This window comes from Pseudomonas sp. LjRoot277, assembly GCF_964253845.1.
Lineage (GTDB): Bacteria > Pseudomonadota > Gammaproteobacteria > Pseudomonadales > Pseudomonadaceae > Aquipseudomonas.
In genome coordinates this window covers 705,614-729,414 of sequence record NZ_CAXURI020000001.1, presented here as the reverse complement: position 1 = coordinate 729,414, position 23,801 = coordinate 705,614, and the positions used below count along the sequence as shown (strand labels likewise).

The window sequence follows — 23,801 nt, the reverse complement described above, 5'->3', positions numbered from 1 at the left end:
GCCATGAGCGAATTCAAACGTATCCCCCCAGAACAGGCCCAGGCCCTGCGCGAACAAGGCGCAGTGGTGGTCGATGTTCGCGACCCAGCGACCTTTGCCGCACTGCACATCGCCGGCTCGAAGCATCTGGATAACCATTCGCTGCACGCCTTCATCCAAGGCGCCGACCTCGACGCACCGACGGTGGTGGTCTGCTATCACGGCAATTCCAGCCAGGGCGCCGCCGCTTACCTCATTAGTCAGGGCTTCTCCGACGTCTACAGTATGGATGGCGGTTTTGAGCTGTGGCGTACGACTTATCCTTCGGAAACGGCGCAAGGCACTTCCGAATAATTTTTTTGTAACGCGCAAGCCCCGGCCCCCGCGGGCTCGCGCGGTGGCAGACGAACGGTCTGCCACAACTAATTACGTATCTCGCCTTTACCTCCCGAATTCCCAACTATCCTTAAGCGCAGGCCATCCAAAACAGGGGAGAGCCGGTACACCGGCGCGCGGGTCATCGGGAGTAGCTTTCGGGGTAGTCAGCTTCGAAAGAGTTCTGGGGGGTAAACAGCGACTGCATATTCGGTCGCTGCCAGCATCGACTGAATGATCCGGCGTCGGCTCCACGTATCGAGCGAGGTGACGTCATGAGTATCTTTAGCCACTTCCAACAACGCTTCGAGTCCACACGCCAGGAAGAACTCTCGCTGCAAGAGTATCTTGAGCTGTGCAAAAGCGACCGCAGCGCCTACGCCTCCGCCGCCGAGCGTCTGTTACTGGCCATCGGTGAACCGGAGCTTCTCGACACCTCGGCCAACTCGAGGCTGTCACGGATCTTTTCCAACAAGGTAATCCGCCGCTATCCGGCCTTTGAAGACTTCCACGGGATGGAAGAATGCATTGACCAGATCGTGTCGTATTTCCGCCATGCCGCCCAGGGCCTGGAAGAGAAGAAACAGATTCTTTATCTGCTCGGCCCTGTGGGTGGCGGTAAATCGTCCCTGGCCGAAAAGCTGAAACAACTGATCGAAAAAGTGCCCTTCTACGCGATCAAGGGCTCGCCGGTATTCGAGTCGCCTCTGGGTTTGTTCAACGCCACCGAAGATGGCGCGATCCTCGAGGAAGACTTCGGCATTCCACGGCGCTACCTCAACACCATCATGTCGCCATGGGCTACCAAACGCCTGGCCGAATTCGGCGGCGACATCAGCCAGTTCCGCGTGGTTAAGCTCTATCCTTCGATCCTCAACCAGATCGCCGTGGCCAAAACCGAGCCGGGAGATGAAAACAACCAGGACATCTCGGCGCTGGTGGGCAAGGTCGATATCCGCAAACTCGAAGAGTTCCCGCAGAACGACGCCGACGCCTACAGCTACTCGGGCGCACTGTGCCGGGCCAACCAGGGCCTGATGGAATTCGTCGAAATGTTCAAGGCACCGATCAAGGTGCTGCACCCACTGCTGACCGCCACTCAGGAAGGCAACTACAACAGTACCGAAGGTCTGGGGGCGATTCCGTTTACCGGGATCCTGCTGGCCCACTCCAACGAATCGGAATGGCACACCTTCCGCAACAACAAGAACAACGAAGCCTTCATCGACCGGATCTACATCGTCAAAGTGCCGTACTGCCTGCGGGTCAGCGACGAAGTGAAGATCTACGACAAGCTCCTGTTCAACAGCTCCCTGGCCAAGGCTCACTGCGCGCCTGACACCCTGAAGATGCTTGCCCAGTTCACCGTACTCTCGCGCCTCAAGGAGCCGGAAAACTCCAACATCTACTCCAAGATGCGCGTGTATGACGGCGAAAACCTCAAGGACACCGATCCGAAGGCCAAGTCGATCCAGGAATACCGCGACAACGCAGGTGTCGACGAAGGCATGAACGGCCTGTCGACCCGCTTCGCGTTCAAGATCCTGTCGAAAGTGTTCAACTTCGATCCGCACGAAATCGCCGCTAACCCGGTGCACTTGCTTTACGTGCTGGAACAACAGATCGAACAGGAACAATTCCAGGCCGAAACCCGCGAACGCTATCTGCGCTTCCTCAAGGAGTACCTGGCACCGCGCTATATCGAGTTCATCGGCAAGGAAATCCAGACCGCCTACCTCGAGTCTTACAGCGAGTACGGCCAGAACATCTTCGATCGCTATGTGCTGTACGCCGACTTCTGGATCCAGGACCAGGAATACCGCGACCCGGAAACCGGCGAGATCCTCAACCGCGTAGCGCTGAACGAAGAACTGGAGAAAATCGAAAAACCGGCCGGCATCAGCAATCCGAAGGATTTCCGCAACGAAATCGTCAACTTCGTACTGCGCGCCCGGGCCAATAACAACGGCAAGAACCCGACCTGGCTCAGCTACGAAAAACTGCGGGTGGTCATCGAGAAGAAAATGTTCTCCAACACCGAGGACCTCCTGCCCGTCATCAGCTTCAACGCCAAGGCCAGCAAAGAGGACCAGCAGAAGCACAACGACTTCGTCACACGGATGGTCGAGCGGGGCTACACCGACAAACAGGTTCGACTGCTGTCCGAGTGGTACCTGCGGGTCAGAAAATCACAATAACCCGCTGCCGGTCAGACCGGTTGTCGTCAGCCAGAGGCCTGTGTACGCATTTTCTGTTACACAGACCTCTGGAAGGTGTTCGAAAGTCGGTAGCGAGGTTCAGGCAGCGTCCAAAAGCGCTTGGGGGAGTGTGAGCATCCCTTGGCTCGGTCGATGCTGCATAACCGCTCGCCCCTTTCAGGACAGCTTCTAAGGAGCAGTCATGAGCTATGTGATCGACCGACGTCTCAATGGCAAGAACAAGAGCACGGTGAACCGTCAGCGGTTTCTGCGGCGTTACCGTGATCACATCAAAAAGGCTGTCGAAGAGGCGGTCAGTCGGCGCTCCATTACCGATATGGAGCACGGCGAACAGATCAGCATCCCCGGTCGCGACATTGACGAGCCGGTGCTTCACCACGGTCGCGGTGGCAAGCAGACCGTCGTGCACCCGGGCAACAAGGAATTCACCAGCGGCGAGCACATTGCCCGCCCGCCCGGAGGTGGCGGTGGCAGAGGCCCCGGCAAGGCCGGCAACTCAGGCGAAGGGATGGACGAATTCGTCTTTCAGATCACTCAGGAGGAATTCCTCGAATTCATGTTCGAGGACCTTGAGCTGCCGAACCTGGTCAAGCGCAACCTGACCGGTACCGACACCTTCAAGACCGTTCGTGCCGGGATCAGTAACGAGGGCAATCCGTCGCGGATCAACATCATCCGCACCTTGCGCTCGGCCCATGCACGGCGAATCGCCCTGTCTGGCAGCAGCCGGGCAAAATTACGCGAAGCCAAAGAAGAACTTCTGCGCCTGAAGCAGGAAGAGCCAGACAACTTCGGCGATATTCAGAAAATCGAAGCAGAAATCGAAAAACTCAGTGCGCGGATTCATCGCATACCGTTCCTCGATACCTTCGACCTCAAGTACAACTTGCTCATCAAACAACCCAACCCCAGTTCCAAAGCGGTGATGTTCTGCCTGATGGACGTGTCCGGCTCCATGACCCAAGCGACCAAGGACATCGCCAAGCGTTTCTTTATCCTGCTGTACCTGTTTCTCAAGCGTAACTACGACAAGATCGACGTCGTGTTCATCCGCCATCACACCAGCGCCCGGGAAGTGGATGAGGAAGAGTTTTTCTATTCTCGCGAAACCGGCGGCACCATCGTTTCCAGCGCCTTGAAACTGATGCAGGAAATCATGGCCGAACGCTATCCGAGCAATGAATGGAACATCTATGCCGCCCAGGCCTCCGACGGCGATAACTGGAACGACGACTCGCCAATCTGCCGCGACATTCTGATCAACCAGATCATGCCGTTCGTGCAGTACTACACTTACGTTGAGATCACCCCGCGCGAACATCAGGCCCTGTGGTTCGAGTACGAACGCATCGCCGAAGCCTTCTCAGACACTTTTGCCCAGCAACAACTGGTCTCGGCCGGCGATATCTATCCGGTCTTCCGTGAACTCTTCCAGCGCAGGTTAGTGACATGACCGCCAAAGAGCAGAAGCGCCAACCCATTTCCACCGGCTCCGAATGGACGTTCGAGCTGATTCAGGCCTACGACAAAGAAATCAGTCGTCTGGCGGCTCGCTACGCGCTCGATACTTACCCTAACCAGATCGAAGTGATCACCGCCGAGCAGATGATGGACGCCTACGCCTCCGTCGGCATGCCGCTGGGTTATCACCATTGGTCCTACGGCAAACACTTCCTCAGTACCGAAAAATCCTACTCTCGCGGCCAGATGGGGCTGGCGTACGAGATCGTGATCAACTCGGACCCGTGCATCGCCTACTTGATGGAAGAAAACACCATCTGCATGCAGGCTTTGGTCGTCGCCCATGCCTGCTACGGGCATAACAGCTTTTTCAAAGGCAACTACCTGTTCCGCACCTGGACTGACGCCAGCTCGATCATCGATTACCTGGTCTTCGCCAAGCAATACATCATGCAGTGCGAAGAGCGCCACGGTATCGACGCGGTCGAGGACCTGCTGGATTCCTGCCATGCCCTGATGAACTATGGGGTCGATCGCTACAAACGCCCGTATCCGATTTCCGCCGAAGAAGAACGTCGCCGGCAAAAGGATCGGGAAGAGCATTTGCAGAAACAGATCAACGATCTGTGGCGGACCATTCCAAAAGGTGCGGACAAGTACAGTGACAAGGACAACGCGCGCTTCCCCGCCGAACCTCAGGAAAATATCCTCTACTTCATCGAAAAACACGCACCACTGCTGGAGCCATGGCAGCGGGAAATCGTGCGGATCGTGCGCAAGATCGCTCAGTATTTCTACCCGCAACGTCAGACTCAGGTGATGAACGAGGGGTGGGCCACGTTCTGGCATTACACCCTGATGAACGACCTGTATGACGAAGGCCTGGTGACCGACGGGTTCATGATGGAGTTTTTGACGTCCCACACCAGCGTGGTCTATCAACCTGGCTTCGACAGCCCCTACTACAATGGCATCAACCCCTACACCCTCGGCTTTGCCATGTACCGGGACATTCGCCGCATGTGTGAACACCCGACCGAAGAGGACTACCGCTGGTTCCCTGAGATTGCCGGCACCGACTGGCTGTCGAGCATCAAGTTCGCCATGAGCAGCTTCAAGGATGAAAGCTTCATCCTGCAGTACCTGTCACCCCAGGTGATCCGTGATCTGAAGCTGTTCAGCATTCTTGATGACGATCAGAAGGACGATCTGCTGGTCCCGGCCATTCATGACGAAGGTGGCTACCGCATCATCCGTGAAACCCTGGCGGCGCAGTACAACCTCGGTAATCGTGAACCCAACGTGCAGATCTACAGCATCGACCGGCGTGGTGACCGCTCGCTGACCTTGCGTCACCAGCAACACGACCGCAAACCGCTGGGCGAGTCCACCGAGGAAGTGCTCAAACACCTGCACCGACTCTGGGGCTTCGATATTCATCTGGAAACCCTGCAAGGGGACCAGGTGATGAAAACCCATCATGTTCCGCCCAGAGGTGAACACAGCGAAGGGGACTACGGCCGGCTGGACCTGGCTGTCATCCATCTTTGATCCTGTTTGTGCCTCCGGAGGTTCGACGCAAAGGTTATTCTGTCGGGCTAACGGAGGTTTTTTATGCAGATTTATAAAGTCGGCGGCGCGGTACGCGATCGCCTGCTAGGCAAGCCTGTCACAGACATCGACTGGGTTGTGGTTGGCGCCACCACTGAAGAAATGCTCGCCAAGGGTTTTCGCCCGGTGGGTGCGGATTTCCCGGTTTTTCTTCACCCCAAAAGCGGTGAGGAATACGCCCTCGCCCGGACCGAGCGCAAAAGCGGACGCGGTTACGGCGGCTTTACCTTTCACGCCAGCCCCGAAGTCACCCTCGAAGAAGACCTGATCCGTCGTGACCTGACCATCAATGCCATGGCTGAAGACAATCTACAGAACCTGACTGACCCTTATCATGGCCAACAGGATCTCGAGAATCGTCTTCTGCGCCACGTTTCCCCCGCATTCGCCGAAGATCCTCTCAGAGTTCTGCGCGTTGCCCGCTTCGCAGCTCGTTATGCGGCGCTCGGTTTCACCGTGGCGCCGGAGACACTGGATCTGATGCGCCAACTCAGCGAATCAGGCGAACTGGAGGCCTTGACCGCTGAACGCAGCTGGAAGGAAATTTCCCGCGCCCTGATGGAAGATCAGCCACAGGTGTTCATCGAGGTGCTGCGAGAGTGTGGCGCTCTCAAGGTATTGATGCCGGAAGTCGATGCCCTGTTTGGCGTACCGCAACCGGAAGCCCACCACCCGGAAATCGACACGGGCGTGCACACTTTGAGCGTGCTGGAGCAAGCGGCACGGCACAAACAACCACTCACAGTGCGCTGGGCCTGCCTGCTGCATGACCTCGGCAAGGGACTGACGCCCGAGGAGGAGTGGCCGCGACACATTGCTCATGAGCACAAGGGCTTGAAGCTGATCAAAGCGGTCAACGAACGCTTCAAGGCGCCGAAGGACTGTCAGGAGCTGGCACTACTGGTGGGCAAATATCACACCCACGGCCATCGCGCCCTGGAGCTGAAGCCGTCGACGCTGCTGGAGTTGCTGCAAAGTTTTGACGTTTACCGTCGGCCGCAGCGGTTCGAGGAATTTATCGCAGCGTGCGAGATGGACGCGCGCGGACGCAAAGGGCTGGAGCAGCGAAGTTATCCACAAGCGGATTATTTGCGGGGAGCGGCGAATGCTGCTCGGACCGTGGCGGTCCAGCCATTGCTGGAGAACGGATTCAAAGGACCGGAGCTGGGTGAGGCGATCAAGCGAGAGCGGCTCAAGGCATTGAAGACTTACAAAGAGGCGGCGTCCGCCTGAAAAAGCTTCGCGAACAAGCCCGCTCCCACATTGAATCTGCGTCGTACACAAATCAAATGTGGGAGCGGGCTTGCTCGCGAAGGCGTCATCAGCATCACAACAATTCTGAAGGGGTCAACTGCTCACCGCGCCACTCAAACGCCACCGGTGCCAACACCTGATCAATCTGCGCCTCGCGCCACAACACGGCAAAGCTCTTGCCTACACCCGGATGCACGCGATCCGGTGCGATCAGCGACAACGGCCACAGCACAAAGGCGTTTTTCAGAATTTCTGCCCGCGGCAGGATCAAGCCATCGAAGTTGCCCACCAGATCACCGAACAGCAAAACGTCGATATCCAGCGGCAAACCTTTGCGGTCCGGCGCATAACGGCCATTGTCCGCCTCGATGAATTTCAGCCGGCGATCCAGTTCCATCAGCGGCAAATCGGTAAATGCCGACACCACAAAATTGAAGAACGGCCCGCTCTTGATCCCCACCGGCTGGCTTTCGAACACCGCCGAGCAGCGTATATCCACCAGAAAACCTGTCAGGGCTTCCAGGCCAGCCTGCAAATGGGATTCGCGCTCGATATTGCTACCGAGCCCGAGAAACACCTGAGTCAGCGACATCCGCGCTCGATCTCCACGCCCACACCACCTGTGGCAGCCGGGATGGCACCTGGCTTGGTCAGCTTGAGGCGCATCCAGGTGATGCTGAATTCGCTCATCAGCACTTCAGCCAGACGCTCGGCGAAGGTCTCGACCAGCTGGAACTGCGCCTGCTCGGCAAAAGCCTGGATACGCGACGACACACTGGCGTAATCGAGCGCCAGCGTCAGGTCATCACCGGCGGCGGCCGGACGATTGTCCCAGGCGAAGCTCAGATCAAGACGCAAGCACTGTCGGATGCCTCGCTCCCAGTCGTAGGCACCAATCACGGTGTCGACTTCCAGGCCCTCGATAAACACTCTGTCCAAGCACTTTTCTCCGCTGCACGACAAGGGCGCAATGCGCCGTTAGAATCAGGGCGTCCTCGCCCGGAATAGTTAGCATGTTTTGGTTACTGGCGACCCTCGCCTACCTGCTCGGCTCTCTGTCCTTCGCCATTTTGCTCAGCCGCCTGACCGGTAACCCCGATCCGCGAATGAGTGGCTCGGGCAATGCCGGTGCCACCAACATGTTGCGCCTGGCCGGCAAAAAACTCGCCGTCCTGACCTTGACCGGGGACCTCTTCAAAGGCCTGCTGCCCGTACTTATCGCCGGCGTTGCGGGCCTTTCGCTTCAGGAGCAGGCCTGGATCGGCGTCTGTGCCGTCATCGGTCACCTGTTCCCGCTGTACTTTCGTTTCCGCGGCGGCAAGGGTGTCGCCACCTCCGCCGGCATGCTGCTGGGGCTCTACCCGCCCGCCGCACTGCTGGCAGTCTGCGCCTGGCTGCTGACGTTCTACCTGACTCGCACCAGCTCACTGGCAGCCTTGATCGCCACACCGCTGACCCTGCCGCTACTGGCCTGGCAAGAACCGGCGGCATTGCTGCCCATGAGCGCACTCACGGGGCTGATCGTCTGGCGCCATCGGGGCAATCTACGCGACCTGTTTGCCGGGCGCGAACGGCATTTTTAAATACCGGGCATGAGCGCCGCTCATCCCGCACATCATCACAGCGCCGACAATTGCTCCATCGGCCAACGCGCCTGCACGCTGATCGCCAGGCTTTCATGCTGACCGGCCTGTAAGCGCTGGCAGCCGGCAAACGCGATCATCGCGCCATTGTCGGTACAGAACTCCGGACGGGCGTAAAACACATCGCCCTTCATGTCCCCGAGCATTTTCTCCAGTGAAGTACGCAGTGCCTTGTTGGCGCTGACGCCGCCAGCGATCACCAGACGCTTCATACCGGCCTGTTTCAGGGCACGCTTGCACTTGATGGTCAAAGTCTCCACCACGGCCTGCTGGAACGCCAGCGAGATGTCGCAACGGGCTTGCTCGCTGTCGTCCCCGGCGCTGACACTCTGCTGCCAGGTGTTCAGGGCGAAGGTTTTCAAGCCACTGAAACTGAAAGCCAGGCCCGGACGGTCGCACATCGGGCGCGGGAACGTGAAACGTCCTGCAACCCCTTGCTCTGCCAGGCGCGCGATTTCCGGGCCACCCGGATAATTGAGACCCATCATCTTCGCGGTCTTGTCAAAAGCCTCACCGGCGGCATCGTCGAGAGTTTCGCCCAAGAGCGTGTATTGACCGATCCCGTCGACCTGAACCAGCTGCGTATGACCGCCAGACACCAACAAAGCGACGAACGGGAATTCGGGCGGTTGCGACTCCAGCATCGGCGCCAGCAAGTGACCTTCCATGTGGTGCACACCCAGCGCCGGAATACCCCAGGCGAAGGCCAGCGCCTGAGCACAGGAAGCGCCCACCAACAAGGCACCGACCAGGCCAGGACCCGCGGTGTAGGCGATGGCGTCGATTTCGGTTGGCACACAGTCAGCTTCGGCCAACACCTGACGAATCAAGGGCAGCATGCGCTTGACGTGGTCACGCGAGGCCAGCTCCGGCACGACCCCGCCATAGGCGCGGTGCAGGTCGATCTGGCTGAACAGCGCGTCGGCCAGCAGGCCGCGTTCACTGTCATATAATGCGACACCGGTTTCGTCGCAGGAGGTTTCTAATCCCAGTACTAGCATGGGTTTGCGCCTTGTTTAGGCTGAATTCGAAGGCGCGCATAATAGTCGCCACGTGATGCCCCGACCAGCGGTTTTCGATCAGAGGCTTTGCATTCCGAGCGATGAGGGGTTAACATCCGCAACCCTTAAAAACCGACGTCTTCAAGTGCTCTTTTGCCACGAGGATGTTGACCCCGGTAATGAATGAAGGTAGCTCTGGATGCCAGCCGTCAAAGTAAAAGAGAACGAACCCTTCGACGTAGCTCTGCGTCGTTTCAAGCGCTCCTGCGAAAAAGCCGGTGTACTGGCTGAAGTTCGTAGCCGCGAATTCTACGAGAAGCCTACTTCTGAGCGTAAGCGCAAAGCAGCAGCCGCTGTTAAGCGTCACGCCAAGAAAGTTCAGCGCGAACAGCGCCGCGCCGTTCGTCTGTACTAATACACAGACGTCCGTAGCAAGCTTCTGCCAAGCCCGGCCCTCAGCCGGGCTAATGGCATTTGCGGAAAACGCTTGATGCTTCACCGTCAAAGCCGCAGACGCGACCGAGACAAATCTGCTTCACAGCGTCAGACCTGGCTCTTTTGCCAGCGGTGCACGTCTTTTCTGACGAGCCTTCCAAGGCTACTGACGAGCACACCCACTGATTCCTCTCACGACGATCAGCCCAAGGCACCTTCTTGCGTGCCAGCTTATGAGCTATCCGAGGCCATCGACAGGCCGCAGCGGATTTCAGCGCAACACTTTCAGTCGAATACTGATTGGTACTAACGTCAGTGGATTTTCGGCAGATACACTTCCCGACAGCGATTACGCAGACGACACTGGTCGAGCCGCACATTTTGCGCGCCTCAAACAACGACCCGCGCTCAGCCGCTCTTCGTTTCGGATTCATTGCAGCGCAGATGACGAGAACGCCATGGCCGGGCTAATTCCCCAGAGCTTCATTGACGACCTTCTGAACCGCACCGACATCGTCGATGTGGTCAGCTCGCGCCTGCAAATGAAAAAGGCCGGCAAGAATTACACCGCCTGCTGCCCGTTTCACAAAGAGAAAACCCCTTCCTTCAGCGTCAGCCCCGACAAGCAGTTCTATTATTGCTTTGGCTGCGGCGCTGGCGGCAACGCCCTCGGCTTCATGATGGACCACGACAATCTGGATTTCGTCCAGGCTGTCGAAGAACTGGCCAAAGCCGCTGGCATGGAAATCCCCCGCGAAGAAAGCGGACGGCCGCACAAACCGCGACAGCCGACCGATTCGCCGCTTTACCCGCTGCTCACTGCGGCTGCCGATTTTTACCGCCAGGCACTGAAAAGCCATCCATCGCGGAAAGCGGCTGTGGATTATTTGAAAGGTCGCGGACTGACCGGCGAAATCGCCCGAGACTTCGGCCTCGGCTTTGCCCCGCCCGGCTGGGACAACCTGTTCAAGCACTTGAGCAGCGACACCCTGCAACAGAAAGCCATGATCGATGCCGGCCTGCTGATCGAGAACGCCGAAACCGGCAAACGCTATGACCGCTTCCGCGATCGCGTGATGTTCCCGATCCGCGACAGTCGCGGGCGAATCATCGCTTTCGGTGGCCGGGTATTGGGCGACGACAAGCCGAAATACCTGAACTCACCGGAAACCCCGGTATTCCATAAGGGCCAGGAACTCTACGGCCTTTATGAAGCACGCAAGAACAACCGCAACCTCGACGAAATCATCGTCGTCGAAGGCTACATGGATGTTATCGCCCTCGCCCAGCAAGGCCTGCGCAATGCTGTCGCGACCCTGGGTACCGCCACCAGCGAAGAGCACTTGAAGCGCCTGTTTCGCGTCGTGCCCAACGTGCTGTTCTGTTTCGACGGAGATCAGGCAGGTCGAAATGCCGCCTGGCGGGCATTGGAGGCAGCGCTGCCGAGCCTGCAGGACGGGCGGCGCGCACGCTTTCTGTTCCTCCCTGAAGGCGAAGACCCGGACACGCTGGTCCGCTCCGAAGGCACTGATGCCTTCCGTGCACGGATCAACCAGCACGCCCAACCACTAGCGGATTATTTTTTTCAACAGCTGACCGAAGAATCGGACCCACGCTCGCTCGAAGGCAAGGCCCACATGGCCACCCTCGCCGCGCCGCTGATCGACAAAGTCCCGGGGGCGAACCTGCGCATCCTGATGCGTCAGCGCCTGACCGAAATTACCGGGCTTAGCGGTGAAGCCGTGAGCCAACTGGTGCAAAGCGCGCCTCAAGAAGCCCCACCGGCTTACGATCCAGGCATCGACTACGACGCCATGCCGGATTACAGCGACTACCATCAGCCGCAGGCGCAAGAGATGTATGTGCCGCAGCAGGAATGGACGCCGAAGAAACCCGGCGCAGGCGGCAAAAAATGGGACAAAAAACCGTGGGACAAAAACGGCAAACGCGGTGGTGATCACGATCAACCCCGCGCGCCACGGGTGCCGGCCGCTGTAGAGCCGCCGACCCTGGCCGCCTTGCGTACGCTATTGCATCACCCGCAATTGGCCGAGAAAGTCGAGGATGCCGGGCACTTTGCTGCCGAGGATCACACCAACACGCAATTACTGGTGGCCCTTCTCGAAGCCGTACAGAAGAATCCCAAGCTAAACTCATTTCAGTTGATTGCACGCTGGCACGGTACGGAGCAAGGACGTTTGCTCAAGGCGCTGGCGGAAAAGGAATGGCTGATTGACGGAGATAACCTTGAACAACAGTTTTTCGACACCATTACTAGCTTGTCAGCCCGCCAACGCGAGCGAAACCTGGAACAACTTCTCAGAAAAGCACGTCAAAGTGAACTGAGTACCGAAGAGAAAAATCAACTGCGCGACCTATTAAGTCGCAATGTTTCCGCAACAAGCCCGACCTCAACTGGCGCGTGAGGTCATAGCTCAGGTATAATCCTCGGCTTGTTTTTTGCCCGCCAAGACCTTCAGTGGATAGGGTGTTATGTCCGGAAAAGCGCAACAGCAGTCTCGTATCAAAGAGTTGATCACACTTGGTCGTGAGCAGGGTTACCTGACTTACGCGGAGGTCAACGACCACCTGCCGGAGGATATTTCAGATCCGGAACAGGTGGAAGACATCATCCGCATGATCAATGACATGGGGATCAACGTATTCGAGGTTGCGCCAGATAAGGATTCCCTTATGCTGGCCGACGCCGATACCGACGAAGCCGCGGCCGAAGAGGCAGCAGCAGCGTTGGCAGCGGTCGAGACCGACATTGGTCGCACCACCGACCCAGTGCGCATGTACATGCGTGAAATGGGTACGGTAGAGCTCCTCACACGTGAAGGCGAAATTGAAATCGCCAAGCGTATTGAAGAGGGCATCCGCGAAGTGATGGGCGCAATTGCGCACTTCCCTGGCACGGTTGACCACATTCTGTCCGAATACACTCGCGTCACCACCGAAGGTGGCCGCCTGTCCGACGTCCTGAGCGGTTATATCGACCCGGACGACGGCATTGCGCCGCCTGCTGCAGAAGTGCCGCCGCCTGTCGACCCGAAAGCCGTGAAAGCGGACGACGACACCGACGACGACGACGCTGAAGCCAGCACCGACGACGAAGAAGAAGCCGAAAGCGGTCCGGATCCGGTCATCGCAGCTCAACGCTTTGGCGCTGTCTCCGATCAGATGGAAATCACCCGCAAGGCGCTGAAAAAGCACGGTCGTAGCAACAAGCTGGCAATTGCCGAGCTGGTGCTTCTGGCTGAGCTGTTCATGCCGATCAAACTGGTTCCGAAGCAATTCGAAGGCCTGGTCGAGCGTGTTCGCAGTGCCCTGGATCGCCTGCGTCAGCAAGAGCGCGCGATCATGCAACTTTGCGTTCGTGATGCCCGCATGCCGCGTGCCGACTTCCTGCGCCAGTTCCCGGGCAACGAAGTTGACGAAAGCTGGTCCGACGCACTGGCCAAAGGCAAAAGCAAATACGCTGAAGCCATTGGTCGCCTGCAACCGGACATCATTCGTTGCCAGCAGAAGCTGACCGCGCTGCAAACCGAAACCGGTTTGACGATCGCCGAGATCAAGGACATCAACCGTCGCATGTCGATCGGTGAGGCCAAGGCCCGCCGCGCGAAGAAAGAGATGGTAGAAGCGAACTTGCGTCTGGTGATCTCCATCGCCAAGAAGTACACCAACCGTGGTCTGCAATTCCTCGATCTGATCCAGGAAGGCAACATCGGTTTGATGAAAGCGGTAGACAAGTTCGAATACCGCCGCGGCTACAAGTTCTCGACTTATGCCACCTGGTGGATCCGTCAGGCGATCACTCGCTCGATCGCCGACCAGGCCCGCACCATCCGTATTCCGGTGCACATGATCGAGACGATCAACAAGCTCAACCGCATTTCCCGCCAGATGTTGCAGGAAATGGGTCGCGAACCGACCCCGGAAGAGCTGGGAGAACGCATGGAAATGCCTGAGGACAAAATCCGCAAGGTATTGAAGATCGCTAAAGAGCCGATCTCCATGGAAACCCCGATCGGTGATGACGAAGACTCCCATCTGGGTGACTTCATCGAAGACTCGACCATGCAGTCGCCAATCGATGTCGCCACTGTTGAGAGCCTTAAAGAAGCGACTCGCGAAGTTCTGTCCGGCCTCACTGCCCGTGAAGCCAAGGTTCTACGCATGCGCTTCGGTATCGACATGAATACCGACCACACCCTCGAGGAGGTTGGTAAGCAGTTCGACGTGACCCGTGAACGGATTCGTCAGATCGAAGCCAAGGCGCTGCGCAAGCTGCGCCACCCGACGAGAAGCGAGCATTTGCGCTCCTTCCTCGACGAGTAATAACAAAACCCCCGGCCCAGGCCGGGGGTTTTGCTTTTATACAGATTAAATCCCCCGCACCTCCCCCCCTCCGAATTGCCCGTCTACACTCGAAACATTCCCCGAGCCATAACGAGACCGTTATGCCCAGACTGCCGACCGTGCTTTTTTTGCTGTCGCTATTGACCTGGACCGCAACGGCTGGCGCGCTGACTCTGACCGACGAAGAACGTAGCTGGCTGGCGGCTCACCCGGACTTGCGTCTGGGTGTCGATGCGTCATGGCCACCCTTCGAGTTTCGCGACGATCAGGGCCGTTATCAGGGCCTTGCAGCAGACTATATCGACCTCATCCGTCAACGCCTGGCCATCAAGCTCACGCCCATCGAGCCCGTCAGCTGGACCGTCGTCCTGGAGCAAGCCAAAAAAGCCAGGCTGGACCTGTTGCCCGGCATAATGTCGACCCCGGAGCGCCAGACTTACCTCTCATTCACCCGCCCCTACCTGGACTTTCCGATTGTCATCCTTGCCCATGTCGGAGGCCCCCAGCCACGCAAACTCAAAGACTTGTACGGGCTGAAAGTCGCCGTGGTGGAGAACTACGCACCCCACGAGCTGTTGCGCACCCACAATCCCGACCTCAATCTGGTGGCGATGCCTAACGTCAGCTCAGCGCTGCAGGCGCTGGCTACCGATGAAGTGGATGCGGTGGTCGGCGATCTCGCCTCCAGCGTCTGGAGCCTGCGTCAGCTCAAGCTCGACGGGCTCTATGTCAGCGGCGAAACCCCCTATCGCTATCAATTGGCGATGGGTGTGCCCCGGGACAACAAGATACTGGTCGGCATTCTGGATAAAGTCCTGGCGGACATGACCCCGAACGAAATCAATGAGATTCAGGAGCACTGGGTCGGCAACGTCCTCGATCATCGGACATTCTGGAACGATCTGCTGGTTTACGGTCTGCCAGGTTTGCTGCTGCTGATCATCGTGCTGGCGATGGTTATCCGGATCAACCGCCGGTTGAGTTCAGAAATTGCCCGCCGGGTCGACCTGGAACAAGAACTGCGCAGCAGCGAATACCATTACCGCGGGCTGGTGGAGAGCCTTTCGGCCATCGCCTGGGAGGCGCAGATCAGCGATTTCACCTACAGCTATGTGTCGCCCCATGCCGAGGATCTGCTCGGCTACCCCTTGTCTCATTGGCTGATTCCGGGCTTCTGGCGCAACATTATCCACCCGGCCGACCTGACCCGCGCCCAGACCTTCTGCGATCACGAAGTATTGGCCGGGCGCGATCACAGCCTCGATTACCGGGTCATCACCGCCGATGGCCGCTGCATTTGGGTGCGCGATATCGTCAGCCTGATCGAACACGGTCATGAACCGGTGATGCGCGGGCTGATGATCGACATCAGCGAAGCCAAGCGCACCGAAGAGGCGTTGCGCCTGTCGGAACAGAAGTTCGCCTCGGTGTTCCAGCAATGCCCGGACATTCTGGTCATCGCGCGACTCTCCGACGGCTGCCTGCTGGAGGTCAACGAAGCGTTCGAAGAACAGATCGGCCTCAAGGCCGAAGACGTCATCGGCCAGACGGCCACCGACCTGAACATCTGGGGCATACCCGGCGTCGGGCCGGGTTTGTTGCAACGGTTGCAGGCCGGCAGCATCCGTAACCTGGAGATGCCCTTTCGCCGCAACAATGGCCAAGTGTTTACCGGCCTGATCTCCGCTGAACCGTTCGACCTCGATACAACCCCTGCGCTGGTAGTGGTCGTACGGGACATCAGCCAGCTCAAGGAAACCCAGAAACAGCTGCAAACCTCCGAAGAGAAATTCGCCAAGGCCTTCCATGCATCACCCGACGGCTTGCTATTGTCCCGGCAGAGCGACGGTTTACTGATTGAGGTCAACGAGGGTTTCAGTCGCATTACCGGTTTCAACAGCGCGATGTCCGTGGATCGCTCCGTCCTCGAGCTGGGAATCTGGGTCAATCTCAACGAACGCAAACAGATGCTCGACCTGCTGCACCGGGACGGTTTCGTCCGCGACTTCAGTTGCCATATACGCCGCAGCGACGGGCAGATTCGCCTCTGCGAGGTGTCCAGCCGTCCGCTACCGATCGGCGATGAAGATTGCATGCTGACCATCGCCCGGGACATCACCGAGCGACACCTGATGCAGGAGAAACTGCAACAGGCCGCCACGGTATTCGAGAGCACCGCCGAAGGTGTATTGATCACCGACACTCAACAGCACATCAGCGCGGTCAACCGTGCGTTTACCGAAATCACCGGCTACAACGAGAGCGAAGCATTGGGCCACACCCCTCGCCTGCTCGCCTCGGGCCTGCACGACAGCGCGTTTTATGCCGCCATGTGGCATCAACTGACTGCCGAAGGTCATTGGCAGGGCGAAATTTCCAACCGGCGCAAGAATGGCGAGCTCTATCCGAGCTGGCTGACCATCAGTGCGGTGCGCAACCGAGACAAATTCGTCACCCACTTTGTCGCAGTATTCGCGGACATTTCCAGCCTCAAACACGCCCAGGCCAAGCTCGATTACCAGGCACACCACGACCCGCTGACCGGTCTGCCGAATCGCACGCTATTCGAGAGCCGATTGCTGACTGCGCTCAACAACCAACAGGAAAACGGCGGCCAGGGCGCGGTGCTGTTCCTGGACCTGGACCGTTTCAAACATATCAACGACAGCCTGGGTCACCCGGTCGGCGACTTGCTGCTCAAGGGCATTGCCGTGCGCCTCAAGGAGCAGCTGCGCGACATCGACACCGTGGCGCGCCTGGGCGGCGACGAATTCATCATCTTGCTGCCCGGGCTGCAGCAATCCAGTGACGCCGACAACATCGCGACCAAATTGCTCAATTGCTTCGGCGCACCGTTCCAGGCTGGCGAACATGAGTTTTTTATCAGCGCCAGTATCGGCACCAGCCTGTACCCCAAGGATGGCTGCGACGTCGCCACGCTGGTAAAGAACGCCGATGCGGCGATGTACCGCTCCAAGGCCAAGGGTCGCAACCGGGTCGAAAGCTACACCCGCGACCTCACCGCTCAAGCCAGCGAGCGAGTGGCACTGGAACATGAACTGCGACGCGCAATCGAGCGCAACGAACTGCACCTCCATTATCAACCGAAGATCAGCCTGGTCGACCATCGCCTGGTCGGTGCAGAAGCGCTCATTCGCTGGCGCCACCCGACCTTCGGCGATGTGCCGCCGGAGCACTTCATTCCGCTGGCCGAAGAAAACGGCATGATCCTGCAAATCGGCGATTGGGTTCTCGAAACCGCCTGCCAGCAGATGTTCGAGTGGCATCAGGTTTACGAACCCGTCGGCCCGCTGTCGGTCAACCTCGCGGGCGCTCAATTACGCCAGCCGAACCTGCTCGGCCGGATCGAACAATTGCTCAAGGACAACCGCCTCAAACCCGGTTTCCTGCAACTGGAAATTACTGAAAACTTCATCATGAGCCAGGCCGAAGAGGCGCTGGCAGTGCTGCATCAACTCAAACACCTGGGCGTGCAACTGGCGATCGACGACTTCGGCACCGGTTATTCGTCCCTGAGTTACCTCAAACGTCTGCCGTTGGACATTCTCAAGATCGACCAGTCTTTCGTCCGCGGCTTGCCGGACGATCCCCATGACGCAGCCATCGTTCGCGCCATTATCGCCTTGGGCCGCAGCATGCAATTCACCATCATTGCCGAGGGCGTGGAAACCCTCGCACAGCAGCAATTCCTCGCGGCCGAAGGCTGTGAACAGATCCAGGGCTACATCGTCAGCCTGCCCTTGCCACCGGAAGAATTTGCCGCGACGTTTCTTCGTATAGCCATTTCAGACTTTTCGGATAGCACAGCCGAGAAACCGTCGCTATAATCCGCGACCTACTGAGGGCCTATAGCTCAGTTGGTTAGAGCAGGGGACTCATAATCCCTTGGTCGTAGGTTCGAGTCCTACTGGGCCCACCAAACAAGAAAGCCGCGCAATGCGCGGCTTTTTCGTGTCTGTTGGAATACTCAATCGCGACGAGCGCCTGCCGAAACATCACTCAGTTGGCGAAATTCTCGATTCTGACCTGGCCCTCAGGAAAGGTCGCGATAATTTCCAGTTCGCCGCCCATGGCGCGGATGTAGTTTCGCAAGGTGCTGATGTACATGTCTGTTCGCCGCTCCATTCTGGAGATCGCTGCCTGGTTGACGTGCAACGTCTTGGCCAGCGTTTCCTGACTCAGCTCCTGGGCCTTACGCAGCTCGTGCAGAGGCATTTCTTTCAGGTGCTGCTGGAACAACCGCTCTGCGTTAGCGCGAGACTCCGGCGTCATGCGAGCTTGAAGTTCAGCAAATTTTTTAGCCATCGTTGCGGCCCTCTTTACGCAATGTTTCCAAATGGTCGTCGTACAATATTTCCGCCTGTGGGACATGCTCGTCATACCAACGGTTTCGACCGGTTTTGTCCCCTCCGATTAAAAGTAACGCGCATCGGCGTGGATCAAACGCATAGAGCACACGATAAGGCCGACCCGCATGCTGGACCCGCAACTCTCGGAGATTGCCCAGTCGTGAGCCTTTAATATCGCTGCTATGCGGGTAACGCAGACCCGGCCCGAAAAACCCCAGCAGATCGACGCTGGCTGAAACCGAGGCTTGCTCCTTTGCATCCAACCCCTCCCACCAACCTTCAAATTCATCGGTGTATTCAATTTCCCAGCCCATACCAATATGCCACCCAAGGAATATGATCTCAAGGGAATAACTCTAGGCTTTAACGGCCGTGCGGCCGCCTTGGTTGCCAATGAAATTGTTAACAGTGGTTTCTGGTTGGATCGGGGTGTTCGGTGCCTGGCGTTTAGTTGTGTTTACTTAAGGTGTCGAAATATCGGATGACGCCCGCAGACCTTGTAGGCAAACTCCGAAACTTGCATTTGGGGCACTTTGCCGCCTTGTTGGGCTTTTCTTTGACGGGATACTCTCCGGACGTCGCTGACCATTCAGCGATCGGGCTTGGAAACCCGACGAGCGAATCGCAACAACGCGCCCAACATGACCGCAGACGTTTTACGGCTGCAACCCTGTGTCATGGCGGCTGTGCGTGGGACGTCTTCGGACGTGCCGGTTTCCTAAGCTCCCGGTTTCCAACCTGCGCACAGCTGCCACCCATTCGCTTGGAAACGAACGTGGCAGCTCATCAAGCTTAGGAGCTAGACCATGAGCAAAACAAACCCGTCCGAACCTTCAGAACTGAAAACCATCGGCTTCACCCCGTTGATTTTTTGCTCGAATCAAGCGCTGTTCAACGTCCGCGCCGGCGTCCCGATCAGCAATGCGTTGGCTCAGGCTTCCGATCTGCTGTTCCTCGCCAAGGCGTTCGCCGTTGACGCCGCCTACGCAAAAGACACCGACCGCCACACCTGGGCCGCGCACTACCTGACGGCGATGAGTAAAGCGGTGATCGATGATGTGGTGAAAGTGCTGACACGAAAACCAGTTCCGACAGCAACGAAATCCAAAGCGTAGCGCCCGACAGTTCTACGAGATGAGCCCCGAGTCTTCGGGGCTTTCAATGCTCACTTACGTATCGGTAGAAGCCACCGCTATCGATGGAATAGCCTGCACCGGCCCCAGCCGCTCCAGCATTTCCTTCGTCATCACAACCTCATACGTATCCGCTGCCCTGCCCCACTGCTCCACGATGACCATGCCGTCCACCAGCGCCCGCGCCAATCCACTAACCGTATCAGCCAACGCCTCGACGATTTTCTCAGTCCGCAGCCAAACACGATCGGTAATTTCTTTAAGCTCAGTCGTTACGCGGTCGGACGACGCGGGATCCGTACCGGGGTAGGCGATATTGCGCAGCAAATGCCGCAACTCCCTTACTTTTGCGTAATCCTGTTCCGCCCCCAGCCCGCCCTTGAGGATGGCGGCCGCTTCCGACTTATCGACACGCCTCCTGGGCAAATGTTTTGAAGATAATGTCTGCCCCATGGCGCCAGCGAAGAGGACCATCATCCGCGCTTCCAGATACTCCTTCATGGCTTCTATCGACGGAATTGGCCGCGTCAAGGTGATGGAAGCTCCTCCTTGATGCCTCAAGTCCATGGTGACTGTCAGGGTCACACCGCCCGTTGCGAACCCCAAGGCGCGGGCCACGACGTAGTGCCCCATTTCGTGATGCGCTATCTGCAATGCATGATCCCGTATTACGGGAGGCATCTTGTTCGTCATTTCCATCGCCTCGCGTCACTGCCCTCAATTGCTCATTCGACTATGAGCTACTTTTGGCGTCCATCCTATGTAACATGCTCGCCCATTGATCTGTACCGCTGGAGACGACCCTTGCCTGACACCCGCCCGCCCGTTCTTGACGAAATCGACCGCCAGTTGATTGCAGCCCTGCAGATCAATGCCCGCGAAAGCGTGGCCATGCTCGCGCGACAATTGGGCATCGCTCGCACCACCGTGACTTCGCGCCTGGCCCGGCTGGAAAAAGCCAAGGTGATCACCGGTTACGGCGTGCGTTTGGGTCAACGTGTCGTGGATGGCGGCTTGCAGGCGTACGTCGGGATCACGGTGCAACCGCGCTCGGGTAAGGAAGTTTTGCGACGTCTCAGCGCGATGGCTCAGGTGCAGCAATTGTGTGCAGTCAGTGGCGAATTTGATTACGTGGCGTGGTTGCGCACCGATTCACCTGAGCAGCTGGATCAGTTGCTGGATCAGATCGGCAGTGTGGATGGGGTGGAGAAGACCACGACCTCGATCATTCTCAGCAGCAAGATTGATCGGGGCCAACCGGTTTAATCCAATCTGTTCGTCACACTCGTCAAATTGCAGCATAAACAAGCAAAACGACGACACATTGCGTCTTATTAACGTGTTCTACGCTCTCTAGAATGGCTGCCATCTTTTCCTATACTCAGACGCGTATACCGCGTCCGGTCGCCAGCAAGGTCAGCCATGAACAAGAACAATCGCCATCCTGCAGACGGTAAAAAACCAGTCACCATTTTCGGTCCGGACTTTCCCTTCGCCTTCGACGACTGGATTGAGCACCCGGCCGGTCTGGGCAGCATCCCTGCGCACAACCATGGCGCCGAAGTCGCGATCGTCGGTGCTGGCATCGCAGGTCTGGTGGCCGCGTACGAATTAATGAAACTGGGCCTGAAACCCGTCGTCTACGAAGCCTCGAAAATGGGCGGTCGTCTGCGCTCGCAGGCGTTCAATGGCGCCGAAGGCATCATTGCCGAGCTCGGCGGCATGCGTTTCCCGGTGTCGTCCACCGCGTTTTATCACTACGTCGACAAGCTCGGCCTCGAAACCAAACCTTTCCCGAACCCGCTGACACCTGCCTCGGGCAGCACGGTGATCGACCTCGAAGGTCAAACCCATTACGCACAGAAGCTGGCGGATCTTCCTGCACTGTTCCAGGAAGTCGCCGACGCCTGGGCCGATGCGCTGGAAGCCGGTTCACAGTTCTCGGATATCCAGCAAGCAATCCGCGACCGCGATGTACCGCGCCTCAAAGAACTATGGAACACCCTCGTCCCGCTGTGGGACGACCGCACGTTCTATGACTTCGTTGCCACTTCCAAAGCTTTCGCCAAGCTCTCGTTCCATCACCGCGAAGTGTTTGGTCAGGTCGGTTTCGGTACCGGCGGCTGGGACTCGGACTTCCCGAATTCGATGCTGGAAATCTTCCGCGTGGTCATGACCAACTGCGACGATCACCAGCACTTGGTGGTCGGTGGCGTGGAACAAGTACCGTTGGGGATCTGGCGTCATGTGCCGGAACGTTGCGTGCACTGGCCGGAAGGCACCAGCCTCAGCTCCCTGCACAACGGCGCACCGCGTACCGGCGTGAAAAAAATTGCCCACGCGGCAGACGGGCGCTTTGCCGTCACCGACAACTGGGGTGACACCCGCGAATATGCAGCAGTGCTGACCACGTGCCAGAGCTGGCTGCTGACCACCCAGATCGAATGCGACGAAACCCTGTTCTCGCAAAAGATGTGGATGGCCCTCGACCGTACGCGCTACATGCAATCGTCGAAAACTTTCGTGATGGTCGACCGGCCATTCTGGAAGGACAAGGACCCGGAAACCGGCCGCGACTTGATGAGCATGACCCTCACCGATCGCCTGACCCGTGGCACCTACCTGTTCGACAACGGCGACGACAAGCCGGGCGTGATTTGCCTGTCGTACTCGTGGATGAGCGACGCGCTGAAAATGCTTCCGCAACCCGTGGAAAAACGCGTGAAACTGGCGCTGGATGCGTTGAAGAAGATCTATCCGAAAGTCGACATCGCGGCACGGATCATTGGCGATCCGATCACCGTGTCCTGGGAAGCCGACCCGCATTTCCTCGGTGCTTTCAAGGGTGCCCTGCCCGGCCATTACCGCTACAACCAGCGCATGTACGCGCACTTCATGCAGGCCGACATGCCAACCGAGCAGCGCGGGATTTTCATCGCCGGCGACGATGTTTCGTGGACGCCGGCGTGGGTCGAAGGCGCGGTGCAGACCTCGCTCAATGCGGTGTGGGGCATCATGAAACACTTCGGCGGTGAAACTCACGCCGAGAACCCGGGTCCAGGAGATGTGTTCAACGAGATCGGCCCGATCGCCCTGCCCGAGTAAGAGGAATCCGAAATGCGCGTAGCCCTTTACCAATGTCCACCGCTGCCCCTGGATGTCGCCGGCAATCTGCAACGCCTGCATCAATTGGCGCTGGAAGCCAAGGGTGCGGATTTGCTGGTGCTGCCGGAGATGTTTTTGACCGGTTACAACATCGGCCTCGACGCGGTCAGCGTGCTGGCGGAGGTGCACAACGGTGAGTCGGCGCAGCAGATCGCGCGCATCGCCAAGACGGCCGGGATCGCCATTTTGTATGGCTATCCCGAGCGCACCGAGGACGGACAGATCTACAACGCCGTGCAGTTGATCGACGCCAATGGCGAGCGCCTGTGCAACTACCGCAAGACTCACCTGTTCGGTGACCTCGATCACTCGATGTTCAGCGCCGGGCCGGATGAGTTTCCGCTGGTTGAATTCAATGGCTGGAAGCTCGGCTTCCTGATCTGCTACGACCTGGAGTTCCCGGAAAATGCCCGACGCCTGGCCCTGGCCGGCGCCGAGCTGATTCTGGTGCCGACGGCGAATATGATTCCTTACGACTTCATTGCCGACGTCACTGTCCGCGCCCGGGCTTTCGAAAACCAGTGCTATGTGGCTTACGCCAACTATTGCGGTAACGAAGGCGAGATCCAGTATTGCGGCCAGAGCAGCATTGCCGCGCCGGATGGCAATCGCATCGCCCAGGCGGGTCTTGATGAAGCGCTGATTGTCGGCGAGCTGGATCGTCAGTTGATGGTCGATTCCCGCGCCGCCAATCGCTACTTCCTCGATCGCCGTCCCGAGCTTTATGGCGAGCTGAACAAGCGCTGATCACCCCTAATCCGCTAGCATTAGCGCTTCTCTGCTCTGGAAG

Annotated in this window: 20 protein-coding genes and 1 tRNA gene; 15 read left to right on the top strand and 6 right to left on the bottom strand. The window is 58.1% G+C overall.

From position 1 onward, the window contains the following. Positions 1 to 3: 3 nt before the first annotated feature. From glpE to ACSQ87_RS03405, 5 genes are all read left to right on the top strand, one after another. On the top strand, positions 4 to 333 hold the full coding sequence (gene glpE / locus ACSQ87_RS03425) for a thiosulfate sulfurtransferase GlpE (protein ID WP_030130002.1): 330 nt from the start codon (positions 4 to 6) through the stop codon (positions 331 to 333). 296 nt (positions 334 to 629) lie between these two features. Then, positions 630 to 2,552: a PrkA family serine protein kinase gene (locus ACSQ87_RS03420; RefSeq protein WP_033056218.1), complete on the top strand. Its 1,923-nt coding sequence runs from the start codon at positions 630 to 632 to the stop codon at positions 2,550 to 2,552. A 202-nt stretch (positions 2,553 to 2,754) separates the two neighbouring features. Next, positions 2,755 to 4,026 (top strand): YeaH/YhbH family protein, encoded by a 1,272-nt coding sequence (locus tag ACSQ87_RS03415; RefSeq protein WP_046045371.1) that lies wholly within the window; start codon positions 2,755 to 2,757, stop codon positions 4,024 to 4,026. Then, positions 4,023 to 5,585: a SpoVR family protein gene (locus ACSQ87_RS03410; RefSeq protein ID WP_046045370.1), complete on the top strand. Its 1,563-nt coding sequence runs from the start codon at positions 4,023 to 4,025 to the stop codon at positions 5,583 to 5,585. Before ACSQ87_RS03415 ends, ACSQ87_RS03410 begins: the two co-directional genes overlap by 4 nt. Before the next feature lie 63 nt (positions 5,586 to 5,648). Further along, positions 5,649 to 6,878, top strand: a complete 1,230-nt coding sequence (locus tag ACSQ87_RS03405) for a multifunctional CCA addition/repair protein (RefSeq protein WP_436273363.1) — start codon at positions 5,649 to 5,651, stop codon at positions 6,876 to 6,878. 94 nt (positions 6,879 to 6,972) lie between these two features. On the opposite strand, the gene folK is transcribed toward ACSQ87_RS03405, so the two are convergent. Beyond that, complete coding sequence (folK, locus tag ACSQ87_RS03400; protein ID WP_223431282.1) at positions 6,973 to 7,491, bottom strand: 2-amino-4-hydroxy-6-hydroxymethyldihydropteridine diphosphokinase; 519 nt, start codon at positions 7,489 to 7,491, stop codon at positions 6,973 to 6,975. Then, on the bottom strand, positions 7,482 to 7,838 hold the full coding sequence (folB, locus tag ACSQ87_RS03395; RefSeq protein WP_150658500.1) for a dihydroneopterin aldolase: 357 nt from the start codon (positions 7,836 to 7,838) through the stop codon (positions 7,482 to 7,484). The genes folK and folB overlap by 10 nt, the downstream gene beginning before the upstream one ends. A gap of 74 nt (positions 7,839 to 7,912) precedes the next feature. On the opposite strand from folB, the gene plsY reads away from it, so the two are divergent. Next, positions 7,913 to 8,482, top strand: a complete 570-nt coding sequence (plsY, locus tag ACSQ87_RS03390) for a glycerol-3-phosphate 1-O-acyltransferase PlsY (RefSeq protein WP_223431281.1) — start codon at positions 7,913 to 7,915, stop codon at positions 8,480 to 8,482. Positions 8,483 to 8,517: 35 nt separating this feature from the next. On the opposite strand, the gene tsaD is transcribed toward plsY, so the two are convergent. Continuing rightward, the gene (tsaD, locus tag ACSQ87_RS03385; protein ID WP_046045367.1) at positions 8,518 to 9,543 is read right to left on the bottom strand and encodes a tRNA (adenosine(37)-N6)-threonylcarbamoyltransferase complex transferase subunit TsaD; all 1,026 of its coding nucleotides are present in this window, start codon (positions 9,541 to 9,543) and stop codon (positions 8,518 to 8,520) included. Positions 9,544 to 9,742: 199 nt separating this feature from the next. Here tsaD and rpsU point away from each other — a divergent pair, with 199 nt between their 5' ends. The 5 genes from rpsU (at position 9,743) to ACSQ87_RS03360 (ending at position 18,283) form a co-directional block, all read left to right on the top strand. Further along, positions 9,743 to 9,958, top strand: coding sequence for a 30S ribosomal protein S21 (rpsU, locus tag ACSQ87_RS03380; protein ID WP_002551877.1), 216 nt, complete (start codon positions 9,743 to 9,745; stop codon positions 9,956 to 9,958). 478 nt (positions 9,959 to 10,436) lie between these two features. Beyond that, complete coding sequence (dnaG, locus tag ACSQ87_RS03375; protein ID WP_046045366.1) at positions 10,437 to 12,404, top strand: DNA primase; 1,968 nt, start codon at positions 10,437 to 10,439, stop codon at positions 12,402 to 12,404. Between the two features lie 67 nt (positions 12,405 to 12,471). After that, entirely contained in the window at positions 12,472 to 14,322 is a 1,851-nt protein-coding gene (gene rpoD, locus ACSQ87_RS03370; RefSeq protein WP_223431280.1) for an RNA polymerase sigma factor RpoD, read from the top strand. Between the two features lie 122 nt (positions 14,323 to 14,444). Then, the gene (locus tag ACSQ87_RS03365) at positions 14,445 to 18,191 is read left to right on the top strand and encodes an EAL domain-containing protein (RefSeq protein ID WP_436273362.1); all 3,747 of its coding nucleotides are present in this window, start codon (positions 14,445 to 14,447) and stop codon (positions 18,189 to 18,191) included. A 15-nt stretch (positions 18,192 to 18,206) separates the two neighbouring features. Next, positions 18,207 to 18,283, top strand: a tRNA-Ile gene (locus ACSQ87_RS03360). An 80-nt stretch (positions 18,284 to 18,363) separates the two neighbouring features. On the opposite strand, the gene ACSQ87_RS03355 is transcribed toward ACSQ87_RS03360, so the two are convergent. Next, a complete protein-coding gene (locus ACSQ87_RS03355; protein WP_056741296.1) occupies positions 18,364 to 18,669 on the bottom strand; it encodes a helix-turn-helix domain-containing protein in 306 nt (101 codons plus the stop codon). Next, on the bottom strand, positions 18,662 to 19,027 hold the full coding sequence (locus tag ACSQ87_RS03350) for a type II toxin-antitoxin system RelE/ParE family toxin (protein ID WP_223431278.1): 366 nt from the start codon (positions 19,025 to 19,027) through the stop codon (positions 18,662 to 18,664). The genes ACSQ87_RS03355 and ACSQ87_RS03350 overlap by 8 nt, the downstream gene beginning before the upstream one ends. A 492-nt stretch (positions 19,028 to 19,519) precedes the next feature. On the opposite strand from ACSQ87_RS03350, the gene ACSQ87_RS03345 reads away from it, so the two are divergent. Further along, positions 19,520 to 19,828: a DUF3077 domain-containing protein gene (locus ACSQ87_RS03345; protein WP_436273361.1), complete on the top strand. Its 309-nt coding sequence runs from the start codon at positions 19,520 to 19,522 to the stop codon at positions 19,826 to 19,828. 54 nt (positions 19,829 to 19,882) lie between these two features. Here ACSQ87_RS03345 and ACSQ87_RS03340 read toward each other — a convergent pair whose 3' ends face one another. Further along, positions 19,883 to 20,539: a peptidase M41 gene (locus ACSQ87_RS03340; RefSeq protein WP_436273360.1), complete on the bottom strand. Its 657-nt coding sequence runs from the start codon at positions 20,537 to 20,539 to the stop codon at positions 19,883 to 19,885. Positions 20,540 to 20,650: 111 nt separating this feature from the next. Between ACSQ87_RS03340 and ACSQ87_RS03335 the strand changes: the two genes are divergently transcribed. The 3 genes from ACSQ87_RS03335 (at position 20,651) to ACSQ87_RS03325 (ending at position 23,758) form a co-directional block, all read left to right on the top strand. After that, positions 20,651 to 21,112: an Lrp/AsnC family transcriptional regulator gene (locus tag ACSQ87_RS03335; protein WP_007980298.1), complete on the top strand. Its 462-nt coding sequence runs from the start codon at positions 20,651 to 20,653 to the stop codon at positions 21,110 to 21,112. Positions 21,113 to 21,268: 156 nt separating this feature from the next. Next, positions 21,269 to 22,951: a flavin monoamine oxidase family protein gene (locus ACSQ87_RS03330; protein ID WP_436273359.1), complete on the top strand. Its 1,683-nt coding sequence runs from the start codon at positions 21,269 to 21,271 to the stop codon at positions 22,949 to 22,951. A 12-nt stretch (positions 22,952 to 22,963) separates the two neighbouring features. Then, positions 22,964 to 23,758 (top strand): carbon-nitrogen hydrolase family protein, encoded by a 795-nt coding sequence (locus tag ACSQ87_RS03325; RefSeq protein WP_223431275.1) that lies wholly within the window; start codon positions 22,964 to 22,966, stop codon positions 23,756 to 23,758. Positions 23,759 to 23,801: the final 43 nt, after the last annotated feature.

Coding starts and splice junctions, on each gene's coding strand:
- glpE (WP_030130002.1), top strand. CDS start 4: ATGAGCGAATTCAAACGTATCCCCCCAGAACAGGCCCAGGCCCTGCGC.
- ACSQ87_RS03420 (WP_033056218.1), top strand. CDS start 630: ATGAGTATCTTTAGCCACTTCCAACAACGCTTCGAGTCCACACGCCAG.
- ACSQ87_RS03415 (WP_046045371.1), top strand. CDS start 2,755: ATGAGCTATGTGATCGACCGACGTCTCAATGGCAAGAACAAGAGCACG.
- ACSQ87_RS03410 (WP_046045370.1), top strand. CDS start 4,023: ATGACCGCCAAAGAGCAGAAGCGCCAACCCATTTCCACCGGCTCCGAA.
- ACSQ87_RS03405 (WP_436273363.1), top strand. CDS start 5,649: ATGCAGATTTATAAAGTCGGCGGCGCGGTACGCGATCGCCTGCTAGGC.
- folK (WP_223431282.1), bottom strand. CDS start 7,491: ATGTCGCTGACTCAGGTGTTTCTCGGGCTCGGTAGCAATATCGAGCGC.
- plsY (WP_223431281.1), top strand. CDS start 7,913: ATGTTTTGGTTACTGGCGACCCTCGCCTACCTGCTCGGCTCTCTGTCC.
- tsaD (WP_046045367.1), bottom strand. CDS start 9,543: ATGCTAGTACTGGGATTAGAAACCTCCTGCGACGAAACCGGTGTCGCA.
- rpsU (WP_002551877.1), top strand. CDS start 9,743: ATGCCAGCCGTCAAAGTAAAAGAGAACGAACCCTTCGACGTAGCTCTG.
- dnaG (WP_046045366.1), top strand. CDS start 10,437: ATGGCCGGGCTAATTCCCCAGAGCTTCATTGACGACCTTCTGAACCGC.
- rpoD (WP_223431280.1), top strand. CDS start 12,472: ATGTCCGGAAAAGCGCAACAGCAGTCTCGTATCAAAGAGTTGATCACA.
- ACSQ87_RS03365 (WP_436273362.1), top strand. CDS start 14,445: ATGCCCAGACTGCCGACCGTGCTTTTTTTGCTGTCGCTATTGACCTGG.
- ACSQ87_RS03355 (WP_056741296.1), bottom strand. CDS start 18,669: ATGGCTAAAAAATTTGCTGAACTTCAAGCTCGCATGACGCCGGAGTCT.
- ACSQ87_RS03350 (WP_223431278.1), bottom strand. CDS start 19,027: ATGGGCTGGGAAATTGAATACACCGATGAATTTGAAGGTTGGTGGGAG.
- ACSQ87_RS03345 (WP_436273361.1), top strand. CDS start 19,520: ATGAGCAAAACAAACCCGTCCGAACCTTCAGAACTGAAAACCATCGGC.
- ACSQ87_RS03340 (WP_436273360.1), bottom strand. CDS start 20,539: ATGACGAACAAGATGCCTCCCGTAATACGGGATCATGCATTGCAGATA.
- ACSQ87_RS03330 (WP_436273359.1), top strand. CDS start 21,269: ATGAACAAGAACAATCGCCATCCTGCAGACGGTAAAAAACCAGTCACC.
- ACSQ87_RS03325 (WP_223431275.1), top strand. CDS start 22,964: ATGCGCGTAGCCCTTTACCAATGTCCACCGCTGCCCCTGGATGTCGCC.